The following is a 24,494-nucleotide window of genomic DNA, read 5'->3' on the forward strand; positions in this document are numbered from 1 at the left end:
CTCGGGGGCGGGTTTGCTGTCGGCGCGCTTCATGGTGCCTCTGGCAGGTGGATGGTGGCGGTCAGGCCGTGGGGCGTGGTGGGGGACAGGGTGAGGTTGCCGCCCACTGCGAGGGCGGTTTGTTCGGCTATTGCTAGGCCTAGGCCGGTGCCTAGGGTGGAGGCGGTTCCTCGCCAGAAGCGGCGGGTGGCTAGGTCTAGCTGTTCGGTTGGTAGGCCTGGGCCGTCGTCTGACACTTGGATCTCCAGCCCATCAGGCACCCGGGTGGCGGCAAGTACTACGGTCGCCGAGTTGCCTGCGTACTTGATTGCGTTGTCTAGGAGGCCGCCGACGAGTTGGCGCAGATCGTGCTCGGCGGCGGCCGCGACCAGTTCGTCTTCGACTTGCAGGGTCAGCGTCACGCCTGCTGATACGGCTGTGGGGCGCCAGATCTCGAGTTCCTCGGCCAGTACGGCAGCGACGACACAGGACTCGTCTGAGAGCGGCAGGCCGTCGGTGACGCGGCTCTCCAGGGCGGCTAGTTTCAGTAGGTCGGTGAGTACGTCTTCGAGGCGTTCCAGGTCGTCTTGGAGGTGGAGGAAGGCGGGGCTGGCGGGGTCGCGGAGTTCTGGGGCCAGGCCGTCGATGCGTAGCCGGATCGAGGCCAGTGGGTTGCGGAGTTGGTGGGAGGAATCGGCGACCATCTGGCGTTGGACGTCGATCGAGCGTTGGACGGTTGCTCCCATCACCTCCACCGCCTGGGCGAGACGGCGCAACTCGGGTGGGCCGCTCGCCTCCAGTGACTGATTCCACGTGGCTGACCGACCCAGCTCGACGACGGCATCTTCGAGTTGCTTGACCGGGCGGATCACCCAGCGAGCGGCGCGGGAAGCCATGAACAGCAGTAGTAGTGCGGCAGCGAAGGCAGCCAGGCAGATCGCCAGCCATAGCCGGCGTACGGAGCCGACCGCCCGCGAAGCGTCGACCGCGAGCACGACCGCGCCTTCGGGTTCATGGGGTGAGCCGACCGGCGTCGCGATCAGCGGATGCGCGGAGCTCCACGGTCGGAGGGCGTCGATGCTCAGCTGAGGAAGATCCCGCGCGGCCAGATCGGCAATCGCGCCGACGCCGGGCGACGACTGGCTGAGCCCGCCGGTCGCGACGACGACGTTGCCGGAGGCATCAATCACCAATACCGACTCGCCATACAGTTCCTGATGCCGCTCGGCCTCGATCCGGACCGAGCTGTAGTCGGCCCGGTCGGCCAGCCCCGCAAACCGATCCAGTGCAGCACTCCGGGTCAGCTGCAGCCGTTGGGTCTGCGCATCGGAGACAGCGAAGAGGAACGGCAGTACCAAGGCCGCCAGCAGCACGAACGACACGACCGCCAGCACACTCATCAACCGCGCCCTCATGGGGCCAGCCGATAGCCGAAGCCCCGGATGGTGGTGATGACCGGCTTCCCGAGCTTCATCCGCAACTGGTGCAGATGGACGTCGAGCGCCTTCGACTTGGTCAGGAACGCGTCGCCCCAGATCTCGTCCTGGATCACCTCCCGGCTCACCGCGGTACCGGCCCGGCGAGCCAGTACTGCGAGCAAGTCGAACTCCAACGGCGTCAGATGCAGCACAACGCCATCGACAACAACCTGCCGCAGCCCGAAGTCGATCCGCAGCCCGCCCGACTCGTACCCGTTGTCGTCGAGCTCAGCCCGCCGGGACCGGCGTACCGACGCCTCGATCCGCGCCAGCAGTTCGGCCAGCCGGACCGGCTTGGTCAGGTAGTCGTCCGCGCCGAGCCGCAGCGCAAGTACCACCGAGCGCTCGTCGTCCCGAGCGGTCAGCACGATCACCACCACGTCGTCGACCCGGCGGAGCTTGCGCAGTACCTCCAGGCCGTCCATGTCCGGGAGACCCAGGTCGAGCAGGATGACCTGGGCCTCGGCGTGCCGGAGCAGAACGTCTGCCCCGCAGTCGACCAGCGTGACGGTGTGCCCGTTGGCGCTCAGGACGTCCCGGAGCGCCCGGCCGACCAGCTTGTCGTCCTCCGCGATGAGAGTGCGCATTGCGTCATTGTGCCGTTGTGGTCCGCTCACGGCGTACCGGACGAGCACTGCTCAGCGCCTTCCCGCGCGTCTCCGACATGGTCAGGTAGACGATCAGGCTGACCGCCGCGCAGCCGGAGACGTAGTAGTAGAAGGCCGATTCGTGGCCGGCGTTCTTGAGCCAGAGTGCGACGTACTCCGCGGTCCCGCCGAACACCGCCACCGTGACGCCGTACGGCATCCCGACCCCGAGCGCCCGGATGCTGGTCGGGAACAACTCGGCCTTCACGATCGCGTTGATCGAGGTGTACCCGGTGACCACGACGAGCCCGGCGAGCATCAGCAGGAACGCGCGGAACGGGGTCGCGTCCTCCAGCGCCGTCAGCAACGGAACGGTCAGCACGGTGGTACCGACGCCGAAGAAGATCAGCAACGGCCGCCGGCCGATCCGGTCGGACAGCATTCCGCCCAGCGGCTGCAGGCAGACGAAGAGCAGCAGCGCGAAGAAGTTGATCCAGGTGACCGTCGTCTTCTGGATGCCGGTCGTGTTGACCATGAACTTCTGCAGGTACGTCGTGAAGGTGTAGAACGCGACCGTGCCGCCGAGCGTGAGGCCGACCACCGTGAGGACCGCGCGCGGGTGCTTGGCCAGCTCAGCCAGCGAGCCCTGCCGGAACCGCCGCGACGCGGGCTGCGCCTCGAACTCGGCCGACTCGTCCATCGATCGCCGCAACCAGAACACGATCACCGCGGCAACGGCCCCGATCACGAACGGGATCCGCCAGCCCCACTCGGCCAGCGCGCTCTTGGACAGCGTCTGCTGCAACAGGATCTGTACTGCAAGAGCCACCAACTGCCCAGCCGCCAGGGTGACGTACTGGAAGCTGGAGAAGAAGCCGCGACGACCTTCCGAGGCAACCTCGGACATGTACGTCGCGGAGGTGCCGTACTCGCCGCCGACCGACAGGCCCTGCAGCAACCGCGCTGTCACCAGCAACACGGGTGCGGCGATGCCGATGGTCGCGTGGCCAGGGGTGCACGCGATCACAAGGGACCCGGTGGCCATCAGGGTCACCGAGAGAGTCAGGGCGGCTCGTCTGCCATGCCGGTCGGCGTACCGGCCGAGCAGGAAACTGCCGACCGGGCGCATCAGGAAGCCGACCGCGAAGACGCCCGCGGTGTTGAGCAGCTGGCCGGTCTGGCTGCCGGAGGGGAAGAAGACGGGTGCGAAGTAAATCGCGAAGGCGGTGTAGACGTACCAGTCGTACCACTCGACCAGGTTGCCCATCGAGCCTTTGAAGATGTTGCTGACCACTCGTCGTGAATCCACGATTGCCTCCAGGTGTCCTTGTGCCCGCAACTGTCCGAGTGGCGGACGGTGGCGACAAGATCACCGGCGGCATCCTTAACTCGCCTTAAGAGTGGTCCTCCGGGTCGCCGAGCGTGATGCCCAGGGCGGTGGCCATCGCGACGGTCACGGCGAGGGTGTCGATCGGCGAGGAGTTGGCGATCGTGGCGCCGGCCAGGCTGCCGATGCCGCGGGTGCCGTCCCAGGTGCAGTCGATGAAGACGGCGCCGGTGGCGGTCACCTGGGAGAACTCGACCGACGTCAGGTCGCAGCGGCGGAACACCGTGCCGGTCAGGTCGGCCGAGACGAAATCGGCGCTCTGCAAGCGGCAGTCGGTGAACTCGACTCTGACGAACTTGGCGAACCGGAACGAGCTGAAGTCCAGCACGGAATCCCGCACGGTCACGTGTTGCAGGCCCATCCCCGGACCGGCGAATCCGGTCAGCCGCGACGACGTGATCGCCAGCCGCGTGCCGGATGCGTCGGCCCAGCGTGCGTTGGCGAGATCGCAGTGGTCGAGCTCGAGGTCGACCAGGATCAGCTTGTCGAGGTCCGAGCCGCCGAGATTGACCCTGGTCAGCCGGCAGCCGCTGAGCTCGACGTGCTCCGCGAGCAGCCCGCCGAGGTCCTGGTCGGTTAGGGCGAGATCGGTGAGCCGGTCCTCGTCGCCGATCGCGGCCGGCGCCCAGTCGTCAAGCTGCGTCCGCAACCGGGGAGTGGCGAGCTTGGTCGGGGGTTTGCGATGAGGAGGAGGCATGTCCGTCACCGTAACGGCCGCCACCGTCAGTTTCTCAAGTAGTGCTCCGCCGCCCCGATCAGTGCGGAGTGCTCGGCGTCGGCGGTCGCGCTCACCGGGAAGGGGAACACCTCGGCCACCACGTCGAAGGCGCCGGCGATCGATCCGCCGAGCACGACCCGGGTCGCTTCGAAGCATTCGAGCCAGGGGATGAGCGCGTCGGACAGCACCTGGAACGCCTCCACCAGAGCATCCTTGGCAACGACATCGCCGGCTCGGGCGGCCTCGGCGATCTCCTTCACCCCCGTGCTGGGCGGCAATGGGTCGCTGAGCTTTTCGGCGTACCGGCGGAGGATGGCCCGGGCGGAGATCCAGTCCTCGATCGGGCGGCCGTCGTACGAGGTCTTGTAGAGCTCACCGCCGGGCGGGACCGAGTCGCCGGTACGGACCGCGCGGCCGTCGTCGAGGAAGGCCGACCCGATCCCGGTGCCGATCGTGATCCCGACGCACCGGTCGAGCCCGCGGAGCTCGCCCACCGACCACTCGCCGACCGTGAACGCCTCGGCGTCGTTCAGGAAGACGACCTGGTCGAGCCCGAGCCGCTCCCGCAGGCTCCGGCCGAGGTCATGCCCGTACAGCGCGGCGAACTTGTCCAGCTTGTACCAGGCCACGCCGGCCGCGAAGTCGAACGGACCGGGCAACGCCACCGCCAGCCCCTTTGCCAACGGCAACTTCTTCGCCGCCTCACACAGCTCCCCGATGATGGAGTCCGCCGAGGCCTTCGAGTTCAGCCCCGCCCGGTACATCCCCTCCACTCCATCGGTAGCCGGCGAAACCACCGCCGCCGTCACGTGACTTCCGCCGACCTCCAGGACCGGCACACCCGAACTCATACCGCCCATCATTCCCGACGCCCGGCCGACGTTGTCAGCCAGGCTGGTTCCATGTCCGGACTTATCTGGTTTTGCTGCGGCGCACTGAGACGGGAACCACCGGGCCCCGTCCGCTCGTAGAGTTGTCTGGAGCGCGGCCCGCCCACCGCCGGTCACGCTGCCATCACTGCGAATGACGAGGGTGACCGGGTTGCGTGCCGAGACGAGTGCGACCGCCGCCATCGCGACGCTCAGCGTCGCCGTAGCGGCAACCGGCCACGCCCTAGCAGGCGGCACCGTCTCGCTCCAATCGCTCCCGCAACTGCTCGCGCTCGCCGCCATCGCGTGGTCCACGGGTGAACACGTCGCGGGCCGCCGCTGGCACTCAATCACCCTCCTAGCTCTCCTCCAACTGACCACCCACCTCACTTTGGAGCTCAGCCACCGCGCCCCCAGGTCCGTTGCCACCGCGGCGGCCGCATCCGCGGCCGATACAGCGAGCGGCTCCTCGAACAGTTCCGCGAACAGTTCGGCGGTGCAGGCGGCGCACACGGCGATGGACCACGCAGCGATGGATCACGCGGCGATGGGCCACGCGGCGATGGGCCACGCGGCGATGGGGCACAGTTCGATGCACGACATGGCTGGGGTGCACGACATGGCTGGGATGCACGACCTGGCTGGGATGGCCGGCATGGCGATGTCCGGGGGCGATGCCTCGGCCGGGGTCGGCTCTGGCAGCCTGGCGAGCGCTGCCTCCGGCGGTCTGGCCGGCGCTGCTCCTGGTGACATGGCGAGGGCGATGCACAGCGGGTTTGCTGGTGTGGTGAGCATGTCGGCGGCGCACCTCTTCGTGTTGCTGGTGGGTGTTGCGCTGGTTACCCAGGCTCATCGCTGGGTGCATCGGGTGGCCGGGATTGTTGCTCGGCTGGTGCCGCAGGTTCCGGCTCCGGGCGTCGCTCTACCGGTGCTGCGCGCAGTGCTGGTCGGCGTACCGGAGGTGCCGCGGGTTATCCAGCGGTGGTTGGTTGCTGGTGTGTCGCGGCGGGGGCCGCCGGTGTGCGGGGTTCTTGCAGCTTCGTACTGATCCGCCCCACACGTATGCCCTAGAGAGGGTTTCCAGTCATGCCCAAGAATCTTGTACTGCGCGCTGCCGCGATCACCGCGGCGACCGCGCTCGTCCTGGTCGGCGCCGCCGGCTCGGCCTCTGCTCATGTGACCGTGTCGTCGCCGGACGCGAAGCCGGGTGGTTACGCCAAGCTCGTGTTCCGGGTGCCGAGCGAGTCCGACACCGCGAGCACCACCAAGCTCGTCGTCACGCTGCCCAAGGATCACCCGTTCGCCCATGTGGGCGCGCAGGTGAAGGACGGGTGGAAGGTGGTGAAGACGACAGAGAAGCTGCCGCAGGCGGTCAAGGTCGGCGACGTCACGCTGACCGAGGCGATCACCACCATCACCTGGACCGCCGCAGCCGGCGGCGTACCGCCGAACGACTTCGACGAGTTCGCGCTCTCGGTCGGCAAGCTGCCCGAGGGCGTCGACTCGCTCAACTTCCCGGCGGTACAGACTTACAGCGATGGGGAGGTGGTCAAGTGGGAACAGATCGCCAAGGACGCCTCGGACAAGCCGGAACACCCGGCGCCGTCGCTGAAGCTCACCACCGCGATCACGCCGGTCGCCGCCGCCACCACGGACGACAAGGGCGGTTCGTCCGACACGCTCGCCCGGGTGCTCGGCGCGGCCGGGCTGCTGCTCGGTCTGGTCGGGCTCGGCCTCGGGCTCCGCGCGGGTCGTACTCGGAAGGTGACTCCGTAATCGTGCGTCGCCTGTTTGCTCTGCTGGGTGCGTCGCTGCTCGTTCTGGTGTGCTCCACCGGGACGGCAGCGGCGCACGCCAAACTCGATTCGATGACGCCGGCCGACGGTTCGACCCAGGCGGCGCCGCCGACCCAGGTGGTGCTCACCTTCAACGAACCGGTCGGCAGTACCGGCGCCGAGGTCCAGGTCACGTCGCCGAAGGGCACGAACGTCTCCACCGGCGAGATCAAGGTGATCGACAACACCGTCACCCAGCCGGTCGACGGGCTCGTCGATGTCGGTGAGTACACGGTCGTCGCCCGGATCGTCTCGGCGGACGGCCATCCGATCACTGTCGGCGGAAGCTTCAAAATCACCCACGCGGGTCACCCGGCCGTACCGGTCGCCGCGACCCCGCCGACAGCGGACAGCAAGTCGAACGTCGTGGTGATCGTCGCGATGGGGCTGGTGATGCTGGTGGTTGTTGCGCTGGCGATCGTGATCGTCCGCCGCCGGCCAGCGCCGCAATGAGCGTCGAAACGGCGCCTCGGGTGTCGGGGAGGGTGCTGGGGTTGGGAGTTGTCGCGGCTGCGTTGGTGGTCGTGGTCGTAGCGCTCCTGGCCGGGGGAGGTGCTCCTAAGCCGCCACCCCCAGGGCTCGCGGGCGCGGGCCAGCCTGTGGCTTGGGCAGTCCCAGTACTACGCGTCCTCGCCGACCTGGCAGCAATCGCCACCGGCGGCGCCGTACTGGCCGCCGCCTGGTTGCTCCCAGCAACCTCGCTCGTCGAGCCGCAGAGCGGAGGTGGGCAGAGCAGGAGCCGGCGCGGAGAACCGCAGAGCGGAGGTGGACAGGGCAGGAGCCGGCGCGGTGGGGTTCAGGGCGGAGTTGCGCGGGGTGGAGGAGGAGGTCGCGGGCTTGGGGCGCAGGGGGTGCGGGCTTGTCAGGATGGGGCTGTTGTTGCGGGGGTTTGGGCTGTGGCTAGCTTTGGTGGCCTTCTGGTTACGGCCTCGGTGATTCTTGGGGTTCCCCTTGCTGAGTTGGGATCTCGGGCTGGGGACGCCGGCGGGTTGAACCAAGTGCGGGCGCTTGCGGTCGCGGTCGTGCTGACGGCGGTACTGGCCGTGGTGCTCTCTGGTGCTCGTACTGTCCGTACAGCGCAGGTGGCCTTGGTGCTGACCGCCGCCGCGCTGACCGGGCCGTTGCTCACCGGACACGGCGCGATCGAACGGACCGCCTTTTGGTCGGTACTAGCCACCGGCTCCCTCGTCGTGCACGTGTTGTGCGCGACCGCCTGGATCGGCGGCCTCGGCTCGCTGATCCGTTACGGCCGCGACCAGCAAGCCGCGATCGAGAAGTTCAGCCGGCTCGCCCTCATCTGCGCCGTGACGATCGGCGCCACCGGACTCCTCACCGCCGAGATCCACCTCGGCGGCCGCGAGGACGGCTTCGGCCTGATCACCCAGTGGGTGACCACCGGCTACGGCGCCCTCGTCTTCGCCAAGGCGGTGGCTTTCGCCGTACTCGTCTACATCGGCCGGCGCCACCGCCAAGCCACCCTGCCCGCCCTCGCCGCCAACCAACCAACCGCCTTCTGGCGTCTGGCCGCCATCGAGTTGCTCGTGATGGCCGGTACCGTCGGACTCGCCGTGGCCTTGTCGCGGACACCGTGACATGTCAACAGAAGCACGTAGGATGGGTGGATGACGCAGACACGGTGGCTCGATGCCCGGGAGTCGCATCTGTGGCAGACCTACCGTGACGCCTACCGGGAGCTGACCGCGACGCTCGAGGCCCGCCTGGTCGACTCCGGGCTGTCCGGCGCGGACTACGCCCTGCTCCATCCGCTGTCCAGCTCCGAAGCCGGCATCCTGCGCACGCGTGACCTCGGCCGCTCGATCGGCTGGGAGCGCAGCCGGCTGTCGCACCAGGTCAGCCGGATGGAGAAGCGCGGCCTGGTGATCCGCGAGGAGTGCGAGTCGGACGCCCGCGGCTCGATGGTCCGGATCACCGCGGCCGGCCGCGCCGCGATCGAGGCCGCCGCCCCGGACCACGTCGACGCGGTCCGCACCCACTTCTTCGAGAAGCTGACCCGCGAGGAGCAGGAGCAACTGACCAAGATGCTCGACCGCGTCCTCGCCGAACTCCCCAAGACCGACTGCTGAGACCCCAAAGGTTGATACGTCATCTAAATCTGCTATTTTTGGTGACGCATCATCAAAAGTCCCCCCACTCCTGTTAGCCCCCCACTCCTGTTAGGAAGAACATGCCCAAGATCGCGATCATCCTCGGTAGCACCCGGCCCGGCCGCAACGGCGAGGCCGTGGCCCAGTGGGTGCTCGACATCGCCAAGCAGCGCAGCGATGCGGAGTTCGAGCTTGTCGACATCGCGGACTACAACCTGCCGCACCTGGACGAGGTGATGCCGCCGGCGGCCGGGCAGTACTCGCAGCCGCACACCTTCCCGTGGGCGGAGAAGATCGGCTCCTTCGACGGCTACGTCTTCGTCACTCCCGAGTACAACCACTCCACCTCCGGCGCGCTGAAGAACGCCATCGACTTCCTCTTCGCGGAGTGGAACGACAGCGGCCGGCTTCGTCAGCTACGGCTCGGCCGGCGGTACCCGCGCCGTCGAGCACCTGCGCCTGGTGATGGCCGAGCTCAAGATCGCCACCGTCCGCGCCCAGGTCGCGCTCTCCTTGATCACGGACTTCAAGAACTACAGCGAGTTCGCCCCGGCCGAGTACCACGTGGCCGAGGTCACCACCATGCTCGACCAGGTCGTCTCCTGGAGCAACGCCCTCACCACCGTCCGCACTGCCGCCTGACCCTGGCGAAACGGCAGTAACTCCCAGTACCCGGCGTCCGTGGACGGTGACACGCCGTCACGGGCGACGGGCCGGCGGGGTCTGCCGGAAGAATGATGAGGGTCCGTTCAGATGCGCCTGAATTTGACAACTATTTTCATTAACGGCAGGATTCGACCCGACGACCACTCCTCGTCGGAGCCCCCTCACCGTGAAGGAAATGCGGATGTCCGATGCTCTGAACAGGCGGGGATTTCTCGGGTTGGCCGGCGGTCTGGGGCTGGCGGCGATGACCGGTTGCGGGTCCGGCGGCGGTACCGGATCGGCGGCTGAGCCGAAGGCCGGCGGGCGGTTGCGCGCGGTCTTCGCCGGGGGAGGCGCCAAGGAGGTGCTCGACCCGCACGTGCAGAGCCTGTTCGTCGACATCGCCCGCCACAAAGCGATCTACGAGAAGCTCGTCGAGCTCGGACCGGACCTGAAACCGTTGCCACGGCTGGCGGAGAAATGGGAGCCGGACGCGCAGGCGGCGACCTGGCGGTTCACGCTGCGGGACGCGACCTTCCACGACGGCAAGCAGTTGACGAGCGCGGACGTTCTCTACAGCCTCGCCCGGATCGCTGACCCGAACGCCCCCGAGCGCGTCGCGCAGTCGTCGCTCGCCGCGCTGGATCTCAAGCGGTGCAAGGCGATCGGCAAGCAGACGGTCGAGCTGGTCCTGACCGCGCCGAACGCAGAGTTCCCCGCCCTGCTGGCCGGTATCGGCACGCAGATCGTCCGGGACGGCTTCAAGGATCCGGCCAAGCCCGTCGGTACCGGCGCCTTCGAGTTCGTCTCCTTCGAAGCGGGTCGATCCCTGGTCGCCAAGCGGTACGGCGACTACTGGGACGGCGCGGCCAAGATCGAGGAGCTGCAGATCCTGTCCGCCGACGCCGAGGCGCGGGCCAATGCACTGCAGGGCGGACAGGCGGAGTACGCGAACGAGATGACCGCGACCTTCGCCCGGACCGCCGAGGCCGGCAAGGCGGTCAAGATCGTCGCGGCCAAGGGCAGTACGACGCAGGCCTTCGTGATGAAGGTGGATCAACCGCCGTTCGACAACCCCGACGTACGGATGGCCTTCAAGCTGCTCGCGGATCGGCAGCGGCTGGTGGATGTCGTGCTCGCCGGCCGTGGGGCCGTGGGCAACGACCTTTTCGGCAAGGGATTCCAGTACTACCCGGCGGACCTGCCGCAGCGCGAGCGCGACGTCGAGGAGGCCAAGGCGCTGCTCAAGAAGGCCGGCCTGCTGAACAAGGAAGTGGAGATCTTCACCTCCGACGCATCGGCGGGCTTCGTCGAGGCGGCGACTCTCTTCGCGGAGCAGGTCGGTGAGGCGGGTGTGAAGCTCAAGGTGACCACCGGCAGCGCTCAGACGTACGCCAAGGACCTGCTCACCAAGGGCGCGATCGGCAGTCATCGATCGGGCGCGATGCCGATTCCGCAGTACGTCACCGACCGGTTGCTGTCGAAGTCACCGTTCAACGTGACGCATTGGCGCCGGCCCGCGTTCGACGCTGCGTTCGCCGCGGCGCAGGTGCAGACCGACGAGGCGGCGCGCGCGGCGAAGTACGGGGAACTGCAGAAGACGTTGCGGGACCAGGGCGGCATCCTCGCGTGGGGACATCCGGACTTCCTGGTCGCCGTCTCCGCCAAGGTGCAGGGCGTCCAGGCGGTCCCGCCGAACACCTTGGACTCGGGCCGGTTCGACAAGGTGTGGCTGGCCTGAATGCGGTCGTATGCCGCCCAGCGGGCTGCATTGGCGATCGTCCAGCTGGCCGTGCTCTCGGTTCTCGTCTTCGTCCTCACCGCGTTGCTGCCGGGCGACGCCGCGGACATGCGCTTCACCGAGACGCTGACGCCTGAGCAGGTCGCCCGGCTGCGGGAACAGCTCGGGCTGGATCAGCCTGCGCTCGAGCGGTTCGTGCACTGGTTCGGCAATGTACTGACCGGAGACCTCGGTACTTCGTTGATCAGCGGCGGGCCGGTGCTCGACATCGTGAAGGCCTCGGTCGGGGCGACGTTGGTGCTGACGGTTGCCACGCTGGCCGTGGTGGTGCCGCTGGCCGTCGCCCTCGGCATCTTGATGGGGACGCGCGAGAACGGGCGGCTGGATCGGGCGATCACGTCGATCACGCTGGCGTTGAGTGCTGTTCCCGACTTCGTGATCGCGGTCGTGCTGGTTGCTTTGTTCTCGTTGAAGCTCGGGTGGCTTCCGGCGACTTGGGTTGGTGGGTCGCTGCTCGCGTCGCCCGTGTTGCTGGTGCTGCCTGTTGCCGTGCTGCTCGGCCGGACGGTCTGTTTGCTGTCGCGGCAGGTGCGGGCGGGGACGATCAACGCGTTGCATGCGGAGTACGTCGTACAGGCTCGGCGGTTGGGGGTGCCGCGGCGGCGGTTGCTGCTCAGGCATGTGTTGCCTAATGCGGCGGTTCCTGGGGTGCAGGAGTTGGCGCGGACCGGGGACACCTTGCTGGGTGGGGTTTTGGTGGTCGAGGCGATCTTTGCGATCCCGGGGTTTGCGACGGCGCTGGTCGATGGGGTCGAGACGCGGGATGTGCCTGTCGTCCAAGGGCTGACGTTGGTGCTGGCGGTGGCCGCGCTGTTGATCAATCTCGGCGCTGATCTCGTCTGCAATCGGCTGGTACCGCGGACGGAGCTGCTGCGATGAGTCCGAACACTAACGTCCGGGCGAGCATCTGGACACTTCGATCCCGTACTCCGCTCGCCGTCTCCGCATTGCTGGTGCTGCTGCCATTGCTGGTAGCCGTTTTCGGCCCATTCGTTGACGTGGCGGTCAAGGCCGGGTTGCCCTATGAAAGCGCTGGGTTGCTGGGCACGGACGGTCTTGGGCGAGATGTCTTCGGGCTGTTGCTGGTGGGTGGGCGGACGGCGCTCGGGATGGCGTTGGGGGCTGTGCTGATCGCGTATGTCCTGGGTGGGCTGATCGGGTTGGTCGCCGCGTCGACGAGGCATCGCTGGGTTGACGAGTTGTTGATCCGGCCGCTTGACGTGCTGCTGCCGTTGCCTTCGCTGCTGGTGATCAGCGTCGTCGCAGTGGGGTGGCGGGCGTCGCCGCTGGCGATCACGCTGGCGGTCGCGGCGGTGAACGTGCCGACCGTGGCGCGGTTGGTGAGGGCGGCGGCGCTGGACGCAGCGAGCGGCCCGGTGGTCGAGGCGTTGCGAATGCAGCGGGAGAGCTGGGTGGGCATCCACCTCGGTTATGTCGGCCGGTCAGTCCTCGGTCCGGTCGCCGCCGACATCGGCACCCGTATCACCCTTGCCGTCTTCCTGGTCGCCTCAGTCAACTTCCTCGGCCTCGGCCTGAGCCCAACCGCCCCCGACTGGGCGGTCAGCGTCTCCCGCAACCGCGAAGGCCTGCTGCTACAACCCTGGGCGGTGTTGGCTCCGGCTCTGCTCCTTGTCTCCTTCACCCTCGGGTTCAACTTGCTGGCCGACCGGTTGGTCCACCGGACCAGACGCCTCGCCGAGGCAACTCGATGAGGGGGGAGGAGGAGCGGGCCGACCGGGGAGGGGTGAGGGGCGGGGAGGCTGGCCGGGGTCGGGTGGTGAGCGGGGAGGGGGCCGGCGAGCGGCGGCGCCCGCTGGTGCGGGTTGTTGGGCTGGGTGCTGTGGCGGGGGAGGCCGTCCTTGTGGATGGTGTCGGCTTCGAGGTTTGGGCGGGGGAGGTTACTGCTCTCGTCGGTGCCTCTGGGTCGGGGAAGACGACCTCTGCTCTTGCTCTGCTGGGTGAGCACGGCCAGGGGGTGAGTTTGAGCGGCTCGGTAGAGGTTGACGGATGCCTGGTAGTGGACGGCGGGGTGACTGCAGCGGCGACGTCAGTGCGGGGGCGTGTGGTGGCTTACATGCCTCAGCATCCGGGGAGTGCGCTCAATCCGGCGCGGCGGATCGGGGCGGGGTTGACCGAGCTGGCGAGGCTGCATCACCCCGGCGTACCAGGTGTTGTGCCGGCGGCGTTGCGGGGTGCGCAACTGCCGACGGACAGGGCGACGACAAGGCGGTTTCCGCATCAGTTTTCGGGTGGGCAGCGGCAGCGGGTCGCGTTGGCTCAGGCGTTGGTTTGCCGGCCGAAGGTGCTTGTGCTGGACGAGCCGAGCACCGGGCTGGACTCGATCACCAGGCTGCAGCTGGTCGAGGAACTGAAGGAGTTGGCCGCCGCCGGGCTGGGAATTCTGTTGCTGAGTCATGATCTCGACCTGGTCCGCGCGCTCGCCCACCGGGTCGTCGTGCTCGACGCCGGCCGGGTCGTCGGCGATGTTCTCCCAACCGCAACACAACCGGCGGCGACACAGGGAACCGACCAACAGAGCGAGCCGTTGCTCCAGGCAATGAACATCTCCGCGTCGTTGCGTACCCGCGGCCGCGATCCCATCCTGCAGGAGGTCGATCTCGCCGTGCCGCCCGGTGGCTGCGTCGGCGTGGTCGGTCGGTCCGGCAGCGGCAAGACCACCCTCGCCCGCTGCCTCGCCGGCCTCCACGAGCGCCATACCGGCCGCATCACGCTGGCCGGCGAAGACCTCCCCGTACTACGCAAGCGCACCCCCGACCAGACCCGCCGAGTCCAATACGTCTGGCAGGAGGTCCGCGGCTCCTTCGACGAACGCCGCCTCGTGGACGAACAAGTGGCCCGTACTGCGATCCGCCTCCGCAGCCTGACACCAGACGCCGCAAAGGCCGAAGCCAAAGCAACCCTCGCCCGCCTAGGCGTCTCCGCGCACACGGCCGCCCGACCGCCAAGCCGCCTCTCCGGTGGCGAACTCCAGCGAGCAGCCCTGGCCAGGGCGCTGCTCGCGCACCCCGAAGTACTCATCTGTGACGAGATCACCACGGCCCTCGACGAGCACGGCACCAGCCTCGTCGTCGAACTGCTGAACGAGCTGAAAGCCCAGGGCACCGCCCTGGTCTGGATCAGCCATGATCTCGGCCTCGTCGCCCAGGTATCCGACCACGTCCTGGTGCTCGACGCCGGCCGCGTGATCGAACAGGGGCCACCGGCAACAGTCATGACCAAGCCCGACACCGAACTGACCCAGCGGCTGGTGAGGGCCGCCCGGATCGGGCATCAACCCCCAGAGCCTCCGCCCGTGCTGACCAGTAGTGCCGACACGAGGAGCGAACCGCACCGATGAAGCAACTGCACGATCACCTGGCGGAGGCGATCAAGGACCCGGACCCGATCCGCGTCGGCGAGGACCTGATCTGCCTGCGGTTCGAGACGATGAAGGTGTACTCCGCGCTGGGCGCCGTCCGCCATCTGCTGGAGACGGGCGCGGTCCGGCCCGGGGACACCCTGATCGACAGCTCCAGCGGGATCTACGCGCACGCGCTGGCGCTGGCCTGTCACAGGTACGGGATGAAGTGCCACATCGTCGGGTCCACGACGGTCGACCGGACGTTGAAGATCCAGCTCGAGATCCTCGGCGCGACGGTCGAGCAGGTGCCGTCGTCCAACAACCTGCACCTGGACCAGAACCTGCGGGTCCGGCGGATCGGGGAGATCCTGCGCGACAACCCGTCGTACCACTGGATGCAGCAGTACCACGACGACATCCACTACCTCGGGTACGGCGCGGTCGCGGATCTCGTGGCCGAGCTGGTACCGGCCGGGCCGCTGTGTCTCGTCGGGGGAGTCGGCACGGGTGCTTCGACCGGCGCGATCGCGGCGTTCCTGCGGGATCGGGGGCGGGACGTCAACCTGGTCGGCGTGCAGCCGTTCGGGAGCATCACGTTCGGCGCCGGGCATACACAGGATCCCGAAATGATCATCGCCGGGATCGGCAGCTCGATCGAGTTCCGCAATGTGCGTCACGAGCTGTACGACCGGTTGCACTGGGTCTCCTTCGACTATGCGATGTCGGCGGCGGTGGACCTGCTGCGGACGAGCGGGGTCTTCGCCGGACTGTCCGCGGGCGCGGCGTACCTGTCCGCACTGTGGGAACACAACTGCGACAGCAGCCGCACCCACGTCTTCCTGGCCGCCGACACCGGCACCCGGTACGTCGAATCCGCTTTCTCCCGGTACGCCGAGGCGCGCCCGATGGACACCATGCGCCCCCGCGAGATCGACTCACTCGACGAGCTCGCCGTGCCGTGGTCCGCGATGTCGTGGAATCGGCGGCGCACGGCCTGGGCCGAACGCCAAGAGTTTCCATCTGCGACTCCGTCGCATTAGAGTAGCCACGACCCAGAGAAGCCGAGGGATCCGCCATGACCGTCGCCGCACTCACCACCGCCGTCCTCGCCGGATCTCACGGTCCGGCGCCGGCGGAAATGAACGTGACCAGCGCTTTCTGGCTCCACCACACGACGCGGCTCCCCGGCGCGGACGTCACCTATCGCAACTACTACGTGCTCCTGCGGGTAGGCGACGTCTTCGGCGCCTGCTCCTTTGAGGCCGGCGAGGTCGATCCCGACTACTGTGCCGGCGCATCGGGCCTACCGTTGTCGGAGTTGCTTGCCGATGGCCCCCTTCCGGTCCGGATCGCCGCTTTGGATGCCTACCTGGCTGCGGTCGAGCCGCACCATCTGTCGGCCCAGGCCGAGGAGGTCATCCTGCCCGCCGGTACTCCGGACATCCGCGCCCGGGCCCGCGATGCCGCCGTAGCCGGCCTGCTCGAAGTCGCCGAGGGCTCGAAGGTCGCGCTGATCGGCGTGGTCAATCCGCTGGTCGACGCGATCACCGCCTTGGGCGGCACCTGTCTGCCCTGCGACTTCAACCTCCGCGAGACCGCGTCCGGACTCCCGGTTTCCCGCGATATGACGGCGGTTGTCGATGCCGCCGACGCGGTCGTGGCGACCGGAATGACCTTGAGCAACGGGAGTTTCGACATCTTGCTCGATCGTTGCCTGCAGCAATCGAAGCCGCTGGCAATCTATGCTCAGACCGGCAGCGCCGTGGCTCGCGCCTTCCTCGGCGCCGGCGTCACCGCCCTGTCCGCTGAGCCCTTCCCCTTCTCTCAGTTCAGCGCCCGCCCGACCTCCCTCTACCGCTACCGCCAGGACGGACCACCGACGCCATGAGCACCACCGAAGTTCGCAGGACAGGAGAAGTGCCGGGCGACTGGCGAATGGCGAAGCGGCTCTGGCCTTTTCTGCTCGCCTCCACGGTCAGCCTGATTCCGTTCACCGTCTTCGGCCTGTACCTGGTGCCGATCGCGGCGGCCGCGGACGGCAGCGTCGCCGAGATCGGCGGACTGCGGGGACTCGGAGGCCTCGCAGCCCTCATCGTCGGCATCGCGCTCGCGCCGCTCATCGACCGCTTCGCCAGGGAGCTGGTGGCCGCCGGCGGTCTGGCGCTGCTGGGGATCTCGGCCGCGCTGGGTGCCGTCGGCAACGTCTTCGCGCTGGCCACCTTCTGCCTGCTGATCGGTGCGTCGACCTCGATCCTCGGACCGTCGATCGGTGCGGCCGCGGCGGATCGCTTCAGGACTCCTGCCGCTGCTGGACGAGCGGCCACGCTGGTTTCTGCGACGACGTCGATGATGGCGATGCTGGCCGCGCCGGTGCTCGCAGTACCGGGGATGTTCTGGGGTTGGCGGGGAAACCTGCTGGCAGCGTCGGCGATCTCGCTGGCTCTGTCCGCTGCCTTCTTCTGGCGCGGTCGAGGACGCAAGGCTCCCCTGCATCACACCGAGCGGACGAGCTACCTGGCGACGTACCGGGCCCTGGCTCACATCCCCGGAGCGCTGCCGTTGCTGGGTGTAGCGATGCTGAGGACGGCCGCCTTCATGGGCTATCTCGCCTACCTGGCCGCGTTCTACGACGAGAAGTTCGACCTCGCTCCCGGCTGGTTCGCCCTCGTCTGGTCCCTCAGCGGCGCGTCCTTCTTCCTTGGCAACCTGTTCGCGGGCCGGTACCTCGTCGCGGCTGTACGCCCCGAGAAGACCCTGCTCCTGGGCCTCCTCGCCGCTCTGCTGGCCGTCTCCGCTTTCTACTTCACCCCGAGCCTCCCGGTCACCCTCCTGCTGACCTCACTCATGGGTGCTGCCCACGCCACCGTCGCAGCCTGCGTCACGACGCTGCTGGTACGCCGCAGCGGCGATCTCCGCGGCTCCGCGCTCAGCGTCAACGCCGCCGGCATGAGCATGGGCACGTTCCTGGGCGCGGCTCTGGGCGGTGTCGGCCTGGGATTCGGGGGATATCCCGGCCTGGCGCTGATTTTCGGCGCCGTCACCCTCGGTGGGGTTTTCCTCGCCGTGCGGGTAAGGCCCTAGCTGCAGCTATTGACATGGATCCGGCGCGAGTTCTGGTCCGTACCTCTGCCATACTCCGGCTCATTGTCACTTCTGAGACCCTTGGGGGGGGTCCTGTGTCCTTCCGTCCTGCCCACCTCCTGCGCCTCGGCATTCCTGCCGCCCTGGTCGCAGCCACGCTGGTAGCCGTCACCGGTTCCGCCAGCAACGCGGCCCAGCCGGGCCCGTATACACCGAAGTTCACTCCGCACAACGCCACCGGCCCGAAGTACGACCCGAACTCGGTCGTGGTGAAGTTCAAGCCGTCCGCCACCAAGGCGGCCCGGCAGTCGGCGCTGTCGCGCTTCAAGAGCAAGACCGGCGACTCGCTCACCTCGAAGGCCGTCGAGCTCACCGGCGAACTGCCGGCGCCGGAACTGCTGAAGAAGGTCAAAGCCGACCCCACCGTCGAGCTGGCCTCACTGAACTACAGGCGGCACATCTCCGCCATCCCGAACGACGAGTACTACGGCGAGGACCAGTCGATCTTCGCGAGCACCGTCCGGCTGCCGCAGGCCTGGGACCTCTCGAAGTCATCCGGCAAGGCACCCATCGCCGTCCTCGACACCGGTGTCGACCTCGGTCACCCGGATCTGGTGGGCCACCTCGTCCCCGGCTACAACTTCGTCACCCCTGGCGCGGCGCCGGTCGACGACGAGGGCCACGGCACGATGACGCTCGGCCTGATCGCCGCGTCCGCCAACAACGCGATCGGTGTCTCCGGTGTCGCCTGGTCGGCGCAGGCGATGCCGGTCAAGGTGCTCGACAACGAGGGCTCCGGCTACGACTCCGACATCATCAAGGGTCTGCACTGGGCCGTCGCCCACGGTGCCCGGGTCGTGAACATGTCGCTCGGCAGCGACGAGGACGACCCGGTCCTGCACGACGCGATCGCTCAGGTTGTCGCCGATGGGGTCGTGGTAGTGGTTGCTGCTGGCAACGACGGCAACTCGGTCCTGCAGTATCCGGCCTCCTACCCCGAGGTGATCGCGGTCGCGGCCACCGACCCGCGGGGCAAGCTGGCCGACTTCAGCTCGTTCGGCGACTGGGTCGACATCGCTGCTCCGGGCACCCACCTGCTGAGCACGGGCTCGCGGGCGAAGACGGACCCCGACTACCTGCCGTACTGGTACTGCACCGGTACTTCGTGCTCCGCGCCGGTCGTCACCGGGATCGCGGCCATGATCCGCAACAAGTGGCCCGCGTTCACCCCGGCCCAGATCCGCCAGCGCCTGATGGTGCTGTCGCGCGACGCCGGCCCGCGGGGCTTCGACCAGTACTACGGCGCCGGCATCGTGGATGCGTACGCAGCCCTCGGCGGGAAGACGACGACCGACTTCGCGGGCGGAGCTGCCGACGGCAACGACCAGCCGTCCCGGGCCACCAAGGTCGGTATCGGTACGACGGCGTCGAGCGTGATCAGCACCGAGGGAGACGTCGACTGGTACGCGATCGACTCCGCCGCCGCGCGCAACCTGCGCGTCTCGGTGACCGGCGCGTCCTTCGACGAGCGCAACCAGAACTTCGCCAACGTCGGCCCGGAGGTCGACGTCTACAACGCCGACCTGCAGTCGCTCGGCCACAAGGTGAACGCTTTCCCGCCGGTCAACCCGACCACGCATGTGGTGAGCTGGGGTCCGCTGACCGCGTCCGTCGACGCCAGCGCCGCCGCCGGTACGACGTACATCGCGGTCCGCAACAACAACGGGTCCTGGGACAGCCGGTCGTACAGCCTCTCGGTCACCGAGGCAGGTTCCGGTGGGACGAGCGCTGATCCTGCCTACCCGATCCGCGATGTCACGCCGGCCCACCTGTCCTCGGTCGCGACCGCGGACACCACGCCGACCGTGACGTTCGCTCGGGCGGTTGCCGAGTCGACGGTGACTGCCGACACGGTCCGGCTGAAGAACGGCAAGACGGGAGCCACTCTGCCCGCGACGATCAGCTACGACCCCGCGACGCTGAAGGCGACGCTCACGCCGACCACTCCTTTGCCAGAGGCAACGGCGTACAAGCTCGTCGTCGATGGTGTGCAGGAGACGGGTGGCACGCCGCTCACGTCGATCCAGACGGTCTTCAGCACGGTCGATCTGGTCCCGCCGAAGCTGACGACGTTCACCGCGAGCGGCGCCTACCTGGCCGCGAACGTGTCCTGGACGATCCCGGCGATCACCGATCTCGACCAGGTGATCATCCGGCAGAACGTCGGTGGCATCGCTCCGACGATGAGCACCGGCACGCTCGTCTACTCGGGCACCGGCACGTCGGTGAAGGTGACCGGGCTCAAGGCGGCGACGACGTACACGTACGCCGGCTGGGTGAAGGACAAGGGCGGCAAGTACAGCCCGATCTCCTCGAAGGCCGTCAACGGGGTCAAGTCGGGGATCTCGACGACAGCCACGGCGATCAACTACGGCGGCACGATCACCCTCAAGGGCAGCGTGCTGCGGATCGACAACAAGGCGTACGCGGGTCTGCCGGTGCAGTTGTACGGCCGAGCCAAGAACGTGGCGGCGCTCAAGCTGATCACCACCCTGAAGACCAGCTCGACGGGTGGGGTCAGCTACGCGATTAAGCCGGCCACGTCCTCGGTCTACACGATGGTCTTCGTCGGCAACGCCGACCTGATGGGAACCCGCACGGCCGATATCAACATCGCCGTCGCGCCGACCGTCACCTCGGTCCTCTCGCCGACCGCGATCAGGCTGGGCGCAACGACGCGCTTCTCCGGCAAGGTCACCCCGGCCCACTCCGGCAAGCTCGTCTACCTGCAGTTCTACTCAGCCAGGACCTGGAAGAACATCGCCTCGGTCAAGCTGAGCACCACCGGCACCTACGCCTTCGGCATCAAGCCGACGGCCCGAGGCTCCTTCGCGTACCGCGTCCTCTTCACCGCTGACGCAGACCACGCCCAGGCCCTCAGCCCCCAGCGAATCATCAAGGTCAGCTGACCTAAGGCTGGGGGAGTTGCTCCTTGAGTAGCTCCTCCAGCCACTGCTGGAGAGCCTTCATGTCCCTGGCCGCGGTCGCCGGGATGACAAGTTCCTTGGCCCACACATCCTTCGGGATGATCGGGAGGGCGCGGCCGCTGGGGCCGCCGGTGCGGAGCAGGCCGATTGAGCCCACGTCGGCCCAGCGGATGGATTTCTTCAGGCCGATCTTCAGGCCGGACTTGTCCACCGTCAGCGCCGGGTAGCGGGCATAGAGCCGCGAGGTGTACCAGAACGTCACGACCACGGCCGACAGCACCACCGCGACGGCGAGGTACTGGCGGGTGTCGCCCTCACCCCACGACTGGCCGAACGAGATCGCCTGGGTGAAAACGACGGAGAGCCAGATGAACCCCAGCTCCCGCCACACGCCGGCAGCCCGGATCGGGAAGATCACCCGGCCCTCGCGCTGAAGCTCGCCAGACCATCGCTCGGGCAAGCTGTCGCCCATCACTGCCATCGCAACCCCCAGTAGATCCACCCCGATCAGGGGCTAAGAGTAGGTCCTCAGGCGGGCCGCCCGGGTGTTCAGATAGCGCTGCTCCGGGAGGCTGGTGGTTTTGCGGGCTGCGTCGAGATAGGCGGTGAGTGCCTCGGGGATGTTGCCGGCTAGTTCTAGTAGGTGGGCTCGGGCTATGGCTACTCGGTGGTGGTTGGTGAGGCGGGGGTCCTTGGTCAGGTCGTCGATGAGGGTCAGGCCGGCTTGGGGGCCTTGGAGCATGGCGATGGCGACCGCGCGGTTGAGCAGGGCGATGGGGGTGTCGTCGAAGCGGATCAGGAGGTCGTAGAGGGCGACGATCTGCGGCCAGTCGGTGGCTTCGGGGGTCTTGGCTTCGTTGTGGACGGCGGCGATCGCGGCCTGGAGCTGGTACGAGCCCAGGGGGAAGCGGGTCATCGCGTCGGTGATGATCGCGGTGCCCTCGGCGATCAGGTCCGCGTTCCAGAGGGTGCGGTCTTGTTCGTCCAGGCGGATCAGGTCGCCGGCGGGGGTAGTACGGGCTGGGCGGCGGGCGTGGGTCAGGAGCATGAGGGCGAGCAGACCAGCTGTTTCTCCGTTGGTGGGGAGCAGACGGGTCAGACGGATTGCTTCCTCCGCGAGGTCCACGCGGTCGGTGCTGGTGTAGCCCTCGTTGAAGATCAGATACAGGACCTGCAGTACCGCGGCCAGCCGCGCGGGCAGCTCGCTCGGTGGCGGCGGACGGAAGGGGATGCCCGACGCCCGGACGCTCTGCTTGGCGCGGGTGATGCGTTTGCGCATGGTGTCTTCGGGGACGAGCAGCGCGCGGGCGATCTCGTCAGTCGTCAGGCCGCCGACCGCGCGCAGGGTGAGGGCGATCTGCGCCGCCCGGTTCAGCGACGGATGACAGCAGAGGAACAGCAACAGCAAGGTGTCGTCGGCATCACGCGGGCCGGCGGAATCGGCGCCGGGGGCAACCAACGGGATGTCGACAGCGACGGCGTTCTCGCGCCGCCGCCGAGCCTCCTCGCTGCGCAGCTCGTCGGTCAGCCGGCGCGACGCGACGGTGATCAACCACGCCCGCGGCTGCTCCGGTACCCCATCGCGCGGCCACTGCTGCGACGCCGCCAGCAGCGCTTCCTGTACTGCGTCCTCGCACGCGTCGAAGTGCCCGTACCGCCGAACCAGCGCGCCGAGCACCTGCGGCGTCAGCTCACGCAGCAGGTGCTCGAAGCCGGTCACGGTCAGGAACCGTCCATCAGCGGCCGGACCTCGACGATGTCGCCGACCGCGTCGACGATCTGCTGGGCGATCTCGTACGCCCGGTCGGCGCTCACCACGTCGACGATGCCGAAGCTGGCCAGCACCTCCTTGACCTCGGCGTACGGGCCGTCGGCGGCGACCGTACCGCCGGGGGTCTCGCGGATCGTCCTGGTCAGCGACGGGTCCCCGAGGCCGGCCGTGTAGACCGCCTCACCGCTGGCGGTCAGGTCCTTGCCGAGCTGCTCGTAGAAATCGCAGGCCTTCTGGAACTCCTCGGGGTCCCAGGTGCCCTCGACCCAGGTCTGGGCGTTCGTGTAGGCCAGCATGATGAATTTCATCGCGTACTCCTCGCCGATCCGGCTCCTTGGTGGGGCCTCTCAGTCAGTAGTCGGAGTCGGCTCCGCCGCAGGGACATCGTCTCGCATGTCCCGCACCGCCCGATGGCTCCGACCAGGTGAGTGAAGGTTCCCACCGAGAAGGAGCAGGACGATGAAACGACTCACTCAAGCAGTTGCGGCCGCCGCGCTCAGCACCGCCCTGGTCGGCGCCGGCTTGTCCGGTACTACGGAACGCGCCGACGCCGCCGCGGGGGCGAACCGCGGTCGCCACACGTATACGGGGACGATCGGCGGCGCAGAGTACAAGGTGGAGACGCCCGAGCGGTGGAACGGGACGCTGCTGATCTACAGCCACCCGTACTACCCGGCGGGCATGCCGGAGTTCCCGCCCGGGCATGGCAACCGGGTCGACAGCGAGGAGTGGCTGCTCGAGCAGGGGTATGCGCTGGCGGCGTCCGACTTCAAGGGGCGGACGGGGTTCGTGGTGAAGGAGGCGGTACGGGATCAGGTCGGCGTACTGGACTGGTTCGAGGATCACGTCGGCAAGCCGCGGCGTACGGTCGCGACCGGTTCGTCGGGCGGCGGCGCGATCTCGTTGCTGCTCGCGGAGAAGTACCCTCACCGGATCGACGGGGTGCTGGCGATGTGTACGCCGATCGATCTGTACGGGCAGATGAATCTGTCGCTGGACATCAACTTCGCGCTCAAGACGCTGCTTGACGCCAAGGAGGTCGAACTGGTCAACGCGAAGGATCCGGCGGCGAGTGTGCAGAGGTTGCAGGAGGTGATGACTGAGAAGGTGGAGACCGCGCAGGGTCGGGCTCGGATCGCGCTGGCCGGGGCGTTCGGCAATGTGACCGGCTGGAATTCGGCGCATGACCCCAAGCCGGCGACGATCGAGGGGCAGGCGCGGGCGCTCTACGAGATCCAGCTGTATGGAGCGGTGGGCGTCTTCGGCGCGGTCGGCCAAGCTGATCTCGCTGAGCATGCGGGTGGCAACCCGTCGTACAACGTAGGCGTCGACTACGCGCGGCAGTTGGCGAAGTCGAACCAGCTGGCCTTCGTCCGCAAGGCCTATCGCGAGGCAGGGCTCGACCTCGGCAAAGACCTCGCGCGACTTGCGGCGGCTCCTCGGATCAGCCCGGATCCCCAAGCCAGGCAGTGGATGTTGCGTCATGCCGTACCGCGCGGTACTACCCCCTCGCCGGTCGTAACGCTCCACAACACAGTCGACCTTGCCGTCCCCGACCACGAACGCTGGTACGCCACCCAGGTCCGCCGGCACGGCAACCCGACCGACCTCCGCCAGCTCTTCGTCGCCCGCGCCACCCACTGCGCGTTCACCGTCGCCGAGGAAGCAGTCGCCCTCCAAACCCTCTTGAACCGCATCAACACCGGCCACTGGCCAACAACCGATCCGGCTGGCCTCAACGTTCGAGCCGCTGCGTTGGGCGAGCGCTGGAGCAAGGTGTTCGACTTCGCGACCGGCGGCGACGCGGTACGCGCGCCGGGCTTCACGAAGTACCGGCCGGCGCCGTTGCTCCGCTCGTCTCGGTGAACGCCCTGGGCCGACCCTGAGATC

23 protein-coding genes and 1 pseudogene are annotated in these 24,494 nt (G+C 68.0%); 16 read left to right on the plus strand and 8 right to left on the minus strand.

Translation table 11 applies throughout. The annotated features are described in order from the left end of the window. Positions 1 to 29: 29 nt before the first annotated feature. The 5 genes from ACIA12_RS39650 to ACIA12_RS39670 form a co-directional block, all read right to left on the minus strand. Entirely contained in the window at positions 30 to 1,394 is a 1,365-nt protein-coding gene (locus ACIA12_RS39650) for a sensor histidine kinase (protein WP_396372620.1), read from the minus strand. Continuing rightward, positions 1,391 to 2,044, minus strand: a complete 654-nt coding sequence (locus ACIA12_RS39655; RefSeq protein WP_396372621.1) for a response regulator transcription factor — start codon at positions 2,042 to 2,044, stop codon at positions 1,391 to 1,393. The genes ACIA12_RS39650 and ACIA12_RS39655 overlap by 4 nt, the downstream gene beginning before the upstream one ends. Before the next feature lie 4 nt (positions 2,045 to 2,048). After that, positions 2,049 to 3,353 carry an MFS transporter gene (locus ACIA12_RS39660; protein ID WP_396372622.1) on the minus strand — a complete coding sequence of 435 codons (1,305 nt, stop codon included), beginning with the start codon at positions 3,351 to 3,353 and terminating at the stop codon, positions 2,049 to 2,051. A gap of 85 nt (positions 3,354 to 3,438) precedes the next feature. Beyond that, positions 3,439 to 4,128: a pentapeptide repeat-containing protein gene (locus ACIA12_RS39665; RefSeq protein ID WP_396372623.1), complete on the minus strand. Its 690-nt coding sequence runs from the start codon at positions 4,126 to 4,128 to the stop codon at positions 3,439 to 3,441. Positions 4,129 to 4,154: 26 nt separating this feature from the next. Beyond that, positions 4,155 to 5,000 carry an ROK family protein gene (locus ACIA12_RS39670; protein ID WP_396372624.1) on the minus strand — a complete coding sequence of 282 codons (846 nt, stop codon included), beginning with the start codon at positions 4,998 to 5,000 and terminating at the stop codon, positions 4,155 to 4,157. A gap of 172 nt (positions 5,001 to 5,172) precedes the next feature. Between ACIA12_RS39670 and ACIA12_RS39675 the strand changes: the two genes are divergently transcribed. The 15 genes and pseudogenes from ACIA12_RS39675 (at position 5,173) to ACIA12_RS39745 (ending at position 20,815) form a co-directional block, all read left to right on the plus strand. Beyond that, positions 5,173 to 6,066: a hypothetical protein gene (locus ACIA12_RS39675; RefSeq protein ID WP_396372625.1), complete on the plus strand. Its 894-nt coding sequence runs from the start codon at positions 5,173 to 5,175 to the stop codon at positions 6,064 to 6,066. Between the two features lie 38 nt (positions 6,067 to 6,104). Beyond that, positions 6,105 to 6,794 (plus strand): YcnI family protein, encoded by a 690-nt coding sequence (locus ACIA12_RS39680; RefSeq protein WP_396372626.1) that lies wholly within the window; start codon positions 6,105 to 6,107, stop codon positions 6,792 to 6,794. Positions 6,795 to 6,796: 2 nt separating this feature from the next. Then, a complete protein-coding gene (locus tag ACIA12_RS39685; RefSeq protein WP_396372627.1) occupies positions 6,797 to 7,306 on the plus strand; it encodes a copper resistance protein CopC in 510 nt (169 codons plus the stop codon). A gap of 545 nt (positions 7,307 to 7,851) precedes the next feature. Beyond that, positions 7,852 to 8,445 carry a copper resistance D family protein gene (locus ACIA12_RS39690; RefSeq protein ID WP_396372628.1) on the plus strand — a complete coding sequence of 198 codons (594 nt, stop codon included), beginning with the start codon at positions 7,852 to 7,854 and terminating at the stop codon, positions 8,443 to 8,445. Positions 8,446 to 8,475: 30 nt separating this feature from the next. Next, a complete protein-coding gene (locus ACIA12_RS39695; protein ID WP_396372629.1) occupies positions 8,476 to 8,937 on the plus strand; it encodes a MarR family winged helix-turn-helix transcriptional regulator in 462 nt (153 codons plus the stop codon). Positions 8,938 to 9,038: 101 nt separating this feature from the next. After that, positions 9,039 to 9,293: pseudogene (locus ACIA12_RS39700) on the plus strand (NADPH-dependent FMN reductase); the annotation flags it as partial. A gap of 130 nt (positions 9,294 to 9,423) precedes the next feature. After that, the gene (locus ACIA12_RS39705) at positions 9,424 to 9,600 is read left to right on the plus strand and encodes a hypothetical protein (RefSeq protein WP_396372692.1); all 177 of its coding nucleotides are present in this window, start codon (positions 9,424 to 9,426) and stop codon (positions 9,598 to 9,600) included. A gap of 205 nt (positions 9,601 to 9,805) precedes the next feature. Beyond that, complete coding sequence (locus ACIA12_RS39710) at positions 9,806 to 11,344, plus strand: ABC transporter substrate-binding protein (protein WP_396372630.1); 1,539 nt, start codon at positions 9,806 to 9,808, stop codon at positions 11,342 to 11,344. Beyond that, on the plus strand, positions 11,345 to 12,283 hold the full coding sequence (locus tag ACIA12_RS39715) for an ABC transporter permease (protein WP_396372631.1): 939 nt from the start codon (positions 11,345 to 11,347) through the stop codon (positions 12,281 to 12,283). It abuts the gene before it with no gap. After that, positions 12,280 to 13,116 (plus strand): ABC transporter permease, encoded by an 837-nt coding sequence (locus ACIA12_RS39720; RefSeq protein WP_396372632.1) that lies wholly within the window; start codon positions 12,280 to 12,282, stop codon positions 13,114 to 13,116. The genes ACIA12_RS39715 and ACIA12_RS39720 overlap by 4 nt, the downstream gene beginning before the upstream one ends. A gap of 149 nt (positions 13,117 to 13,265) precedes the next feature. Beyond that, positions 13,266 to 14,762: an ABC transporter ATP-binding protein gene (locus tag ACIA12_RS39725; RefSeq protein WP_396372688.1), complete on the plus strand. Its 1,497-nt coding sequence runs from the start codon at positions 13,266 to 13,268 to the stop codon at positions 14,760 to 14,762. Further along, positions 14,759 to 15,805 (plus strand): pyridoxal-phosphate dependent enzyme, encoded by a 1,047-nt coding sequence (locus tag ACIA12_RS39730; RefSeq protein ID WP_396372633.1) that lies wholly within the window; start codon positions 14,759 to 14,761, stop codon positions 15,803 to 15,805. Before ACIA12_RS39725 ends, ACIA12_RS39730 begins: the two co-directional genes overlap by 4 nt. 35 nt (positions 15,806 to 15,840) lie before the next feature. After that, positions 15,841 to 16,653 (plus strand): Rossmann-like domain-containing protein, encoded by an 813-nt coding sequence (locus ACIA12_RS39735; RefSeq protein WP_396372634.1) that lies wholly within the window; start codon positions 15,841 to 15,843, stop codon positions 16,651 to 16,653. Next, positions 16,650 to 17,846 carry an MFS transporter gene (locus ACIA12_RS39740; protein ID WP_396372635.1) on the plus strand — a complete coding sequence of 399 codons (1,197 nt, stop codon included), beginning with the start codon at positions 16,650 to 16,652 and terminating at the stop codon, positions 17,844 to 17,846. The genes ACIA12_RS39735 and ACIA12_RS39740 overlap by 4 nt, the downstream gene beginning before the upstream one ends. A 95-nt stretch (positions 17,847 to 17,941) precedes the next feature. Continuing rightward, positions 17,942 to 20,815: a S8 family serine peptidase gene (locus ACIA12_RS39745; protein WP_396372636.1), complete on the plus strand. Its 2,874-nt coding sequence runs from the start codon at positions 17,942 to 17,944 to the stop codon at positions 20,813 to 20,815. 1 nt (position 20,816) lies between these two features. On the opposite strand, the gene ACIA12_RS39750 is transcribed toward ACIA12_RS39745, so the two are convergent. Genes ACIA12_RS39750 through ACIA12_RS39760 form a run of 3 tightly spaced genes read right to left on the minus strand, consistent with a single transcriptional unit; the run spans position 20,817 to position 22,912 of the window. Then, positions 20,817 to 21,305, minus strand: a complete 489-nt coding sequence (locus ACIA12_RS39750) for a hypothetical protein (RefSeq protein WP_396372637.1) — start codon at positions 21,303 to 21,305, stop codon at positions 20,817 to 20,819. Between the two features lie 42 nt (positions 21,306 to 21,347). Then, positions 21,348 to 22,553 carry an RNA polymerase sigma factor gene (locus ACIA12_RS39755; RefSeq protein WP_396372638.1) on the minus strand — a complete coding sequence of 402 codons (1,206 nt, stop codon included), beginning with the start codon at positions 22,551 to 22,553 and terminating at the stop codon, positions 21,348 to 21,350. A 2-nt stretch (positions 22,554 to 22,555) separates the two neighbouring features. Beyond that, the gene (locus tag ACIA12_RS39760; protein ID WP_396372639.1) at positions 22,556 to 22,912 is read right to left on the minus strand and encodes a YciI family protein; all 357 of its coding nucleotides are present in this window, start codon (positions 22,910 to 22,912) and stop codon (positions 22,556 to 22,558) included. A 151-nt stretch (positions 22,913 to 23,063) separates the two neighbouring features. Here ACIA12_RS39760 and ACIA12_RS39765 point away from each other — a divergent pair, with 151 nt between their 5' ends. Continuing rightward, positions 23,064 to 24,470, plus strand: coding sequence for an alpha/beta hydrolase family protein (locus ACIA12_RS39765; RefSeq protein WP_396372640.1), 1,407 nt, complete (start codon positions 23,064 to 23,066; stop codon positions 24,468 to 24,470). Positions 24,471 to 24,494 lie beyond the last annotated feature (24 nt).

It is taken from the genome of Kribbella sp. NPDC051620 (assembly GCF_044453825.1).
Classification (GTDB): Bacteria; Actinomycetota; Actinomycetes; order Propionibacteriales; family Kribbellaceae; genus Kribbella.

Bases quoted from the DNA above. Each gene is read 5' to 3' on its own strand.
- ACIA12_RS39750 (WP_396372637.1), bottom strand. From the start codon at position 21,305: ATGGGCGACAGCTTGCCCGAGCGATGGTCTGGCGAGCTTCAGCGCGAG.
- ACIA12_RS39720 (WP_396372632.1), top strand. From the start codon at position 12,280: ATGAGTCCGAACACTAACGTCCGGGCGAGCATCTGGACACTTCGATCC.
- ACIA12_RS39705 (WP_396372692.1), top strand. From the start codon at position 9,424: ATGGCCGAGCTCAAGATCGCCACCGTCCGCGCCCAGGTCGCGCTCTCC.
- ACIA12_RS39710 (WP_396372630.1), top strand. From the start codon at position 9,806: ATGTCCGATGCTCTGAACAGGCGGGGATTTCTCGGGTTGGCCGGCGGT.
- ACIA12_RS39665 (WP_396372623.1), bottom strand. From the start codon at position 4,128: ATGCCTCCTCCTCATCGCAAACCCCCGACCAAGCTCGCCACTCCCCGG.
- ACIA12_RS39765 (WP_396372640.1), top strand. From the start codon at position 23,064: ATGAAACGACTCACTCAAGCAGTTGCGGCCGCCGCGCTCAGCACCGCC.
- ACIA12_RS39740 (WP_396372635.1), top strand. From the start codon at position 16,650: ATGAGCACCACCGAAGTTCGCAGGACAGGAGAAGTGCCGGGCGACTGG.
- ACIA12_RS39680 (WP_396372626.1), top strand. From the start codon at position 6,105: ATGCCCAAGAATCTTGTACTGCGCGCTGCCGCGATCACCGCGGCGACC.
- ACIA12_RS39695 (WP_396372629.1), top strand. From the start codon at position 8,476: ATGACGCAGACACGGTGGCTCGATGCCCGGGAGTCGCATCTGTGGCAG.
- ACIA12_RS39675 (WP_396372625.1), top strand. From the start codon at position 5,173: ATGACGAGGGTGACCGGGTTGCGTGCCGAGACGAGTGCGACCGCCGCC.
- ACIA12_RS39715 (WP_396372631.1), top strand. From the start codon at position 11,345: ATGCGGTCGTATGCCGCCCAGCGGGCTGCATTGGCGATCGTCCAGCTG.
- ACIA12_RS39650 (WP_396372620.1), bottom strand. From the start codon at position 1,394: ATGAGGGCGCGGTTGATGAGTGTGCTGGCGGTCGTGTCGTTCGTGCTG.
- ACIA12_RS39760 (WP_396372639.1), bottom strand. From the start codon at position 22,912: ATGAAATTCATCATGCTGGCCTACACGAACGCCCAGACCTGGGTCGAG.
- ACIA12_RS39735 (WP_396372634.1), top strand. From the start codon at position 15,841: ATGACCGTCGCCGCACTCACCACCGCCGTCCTCGCCGGATCTCACGGT.
- ACIA12_RS39730 (WP_396372633.1), top strand. From the start codon at position 14,759: ATGAAGCAACTGCACGATCACCTGGCGGAGGCGATCAAGGACCCGGAC.
- ACIA12_RS39655 (WP_396372621.1), bottom strand. From the start codon at position 2,044: ATGCGCACTCTCATCGCGGAGGACGACAAGCTGGTCGGCCGGGCGCTC.
- ACIA12_RS39670 (WP_396372624.1), bottom strand. From the start codon at position 5,000: ATGAGTTCGGGTGTGCCGGTCCTGGAGGTCGGCGGAAGTCACGTGACG.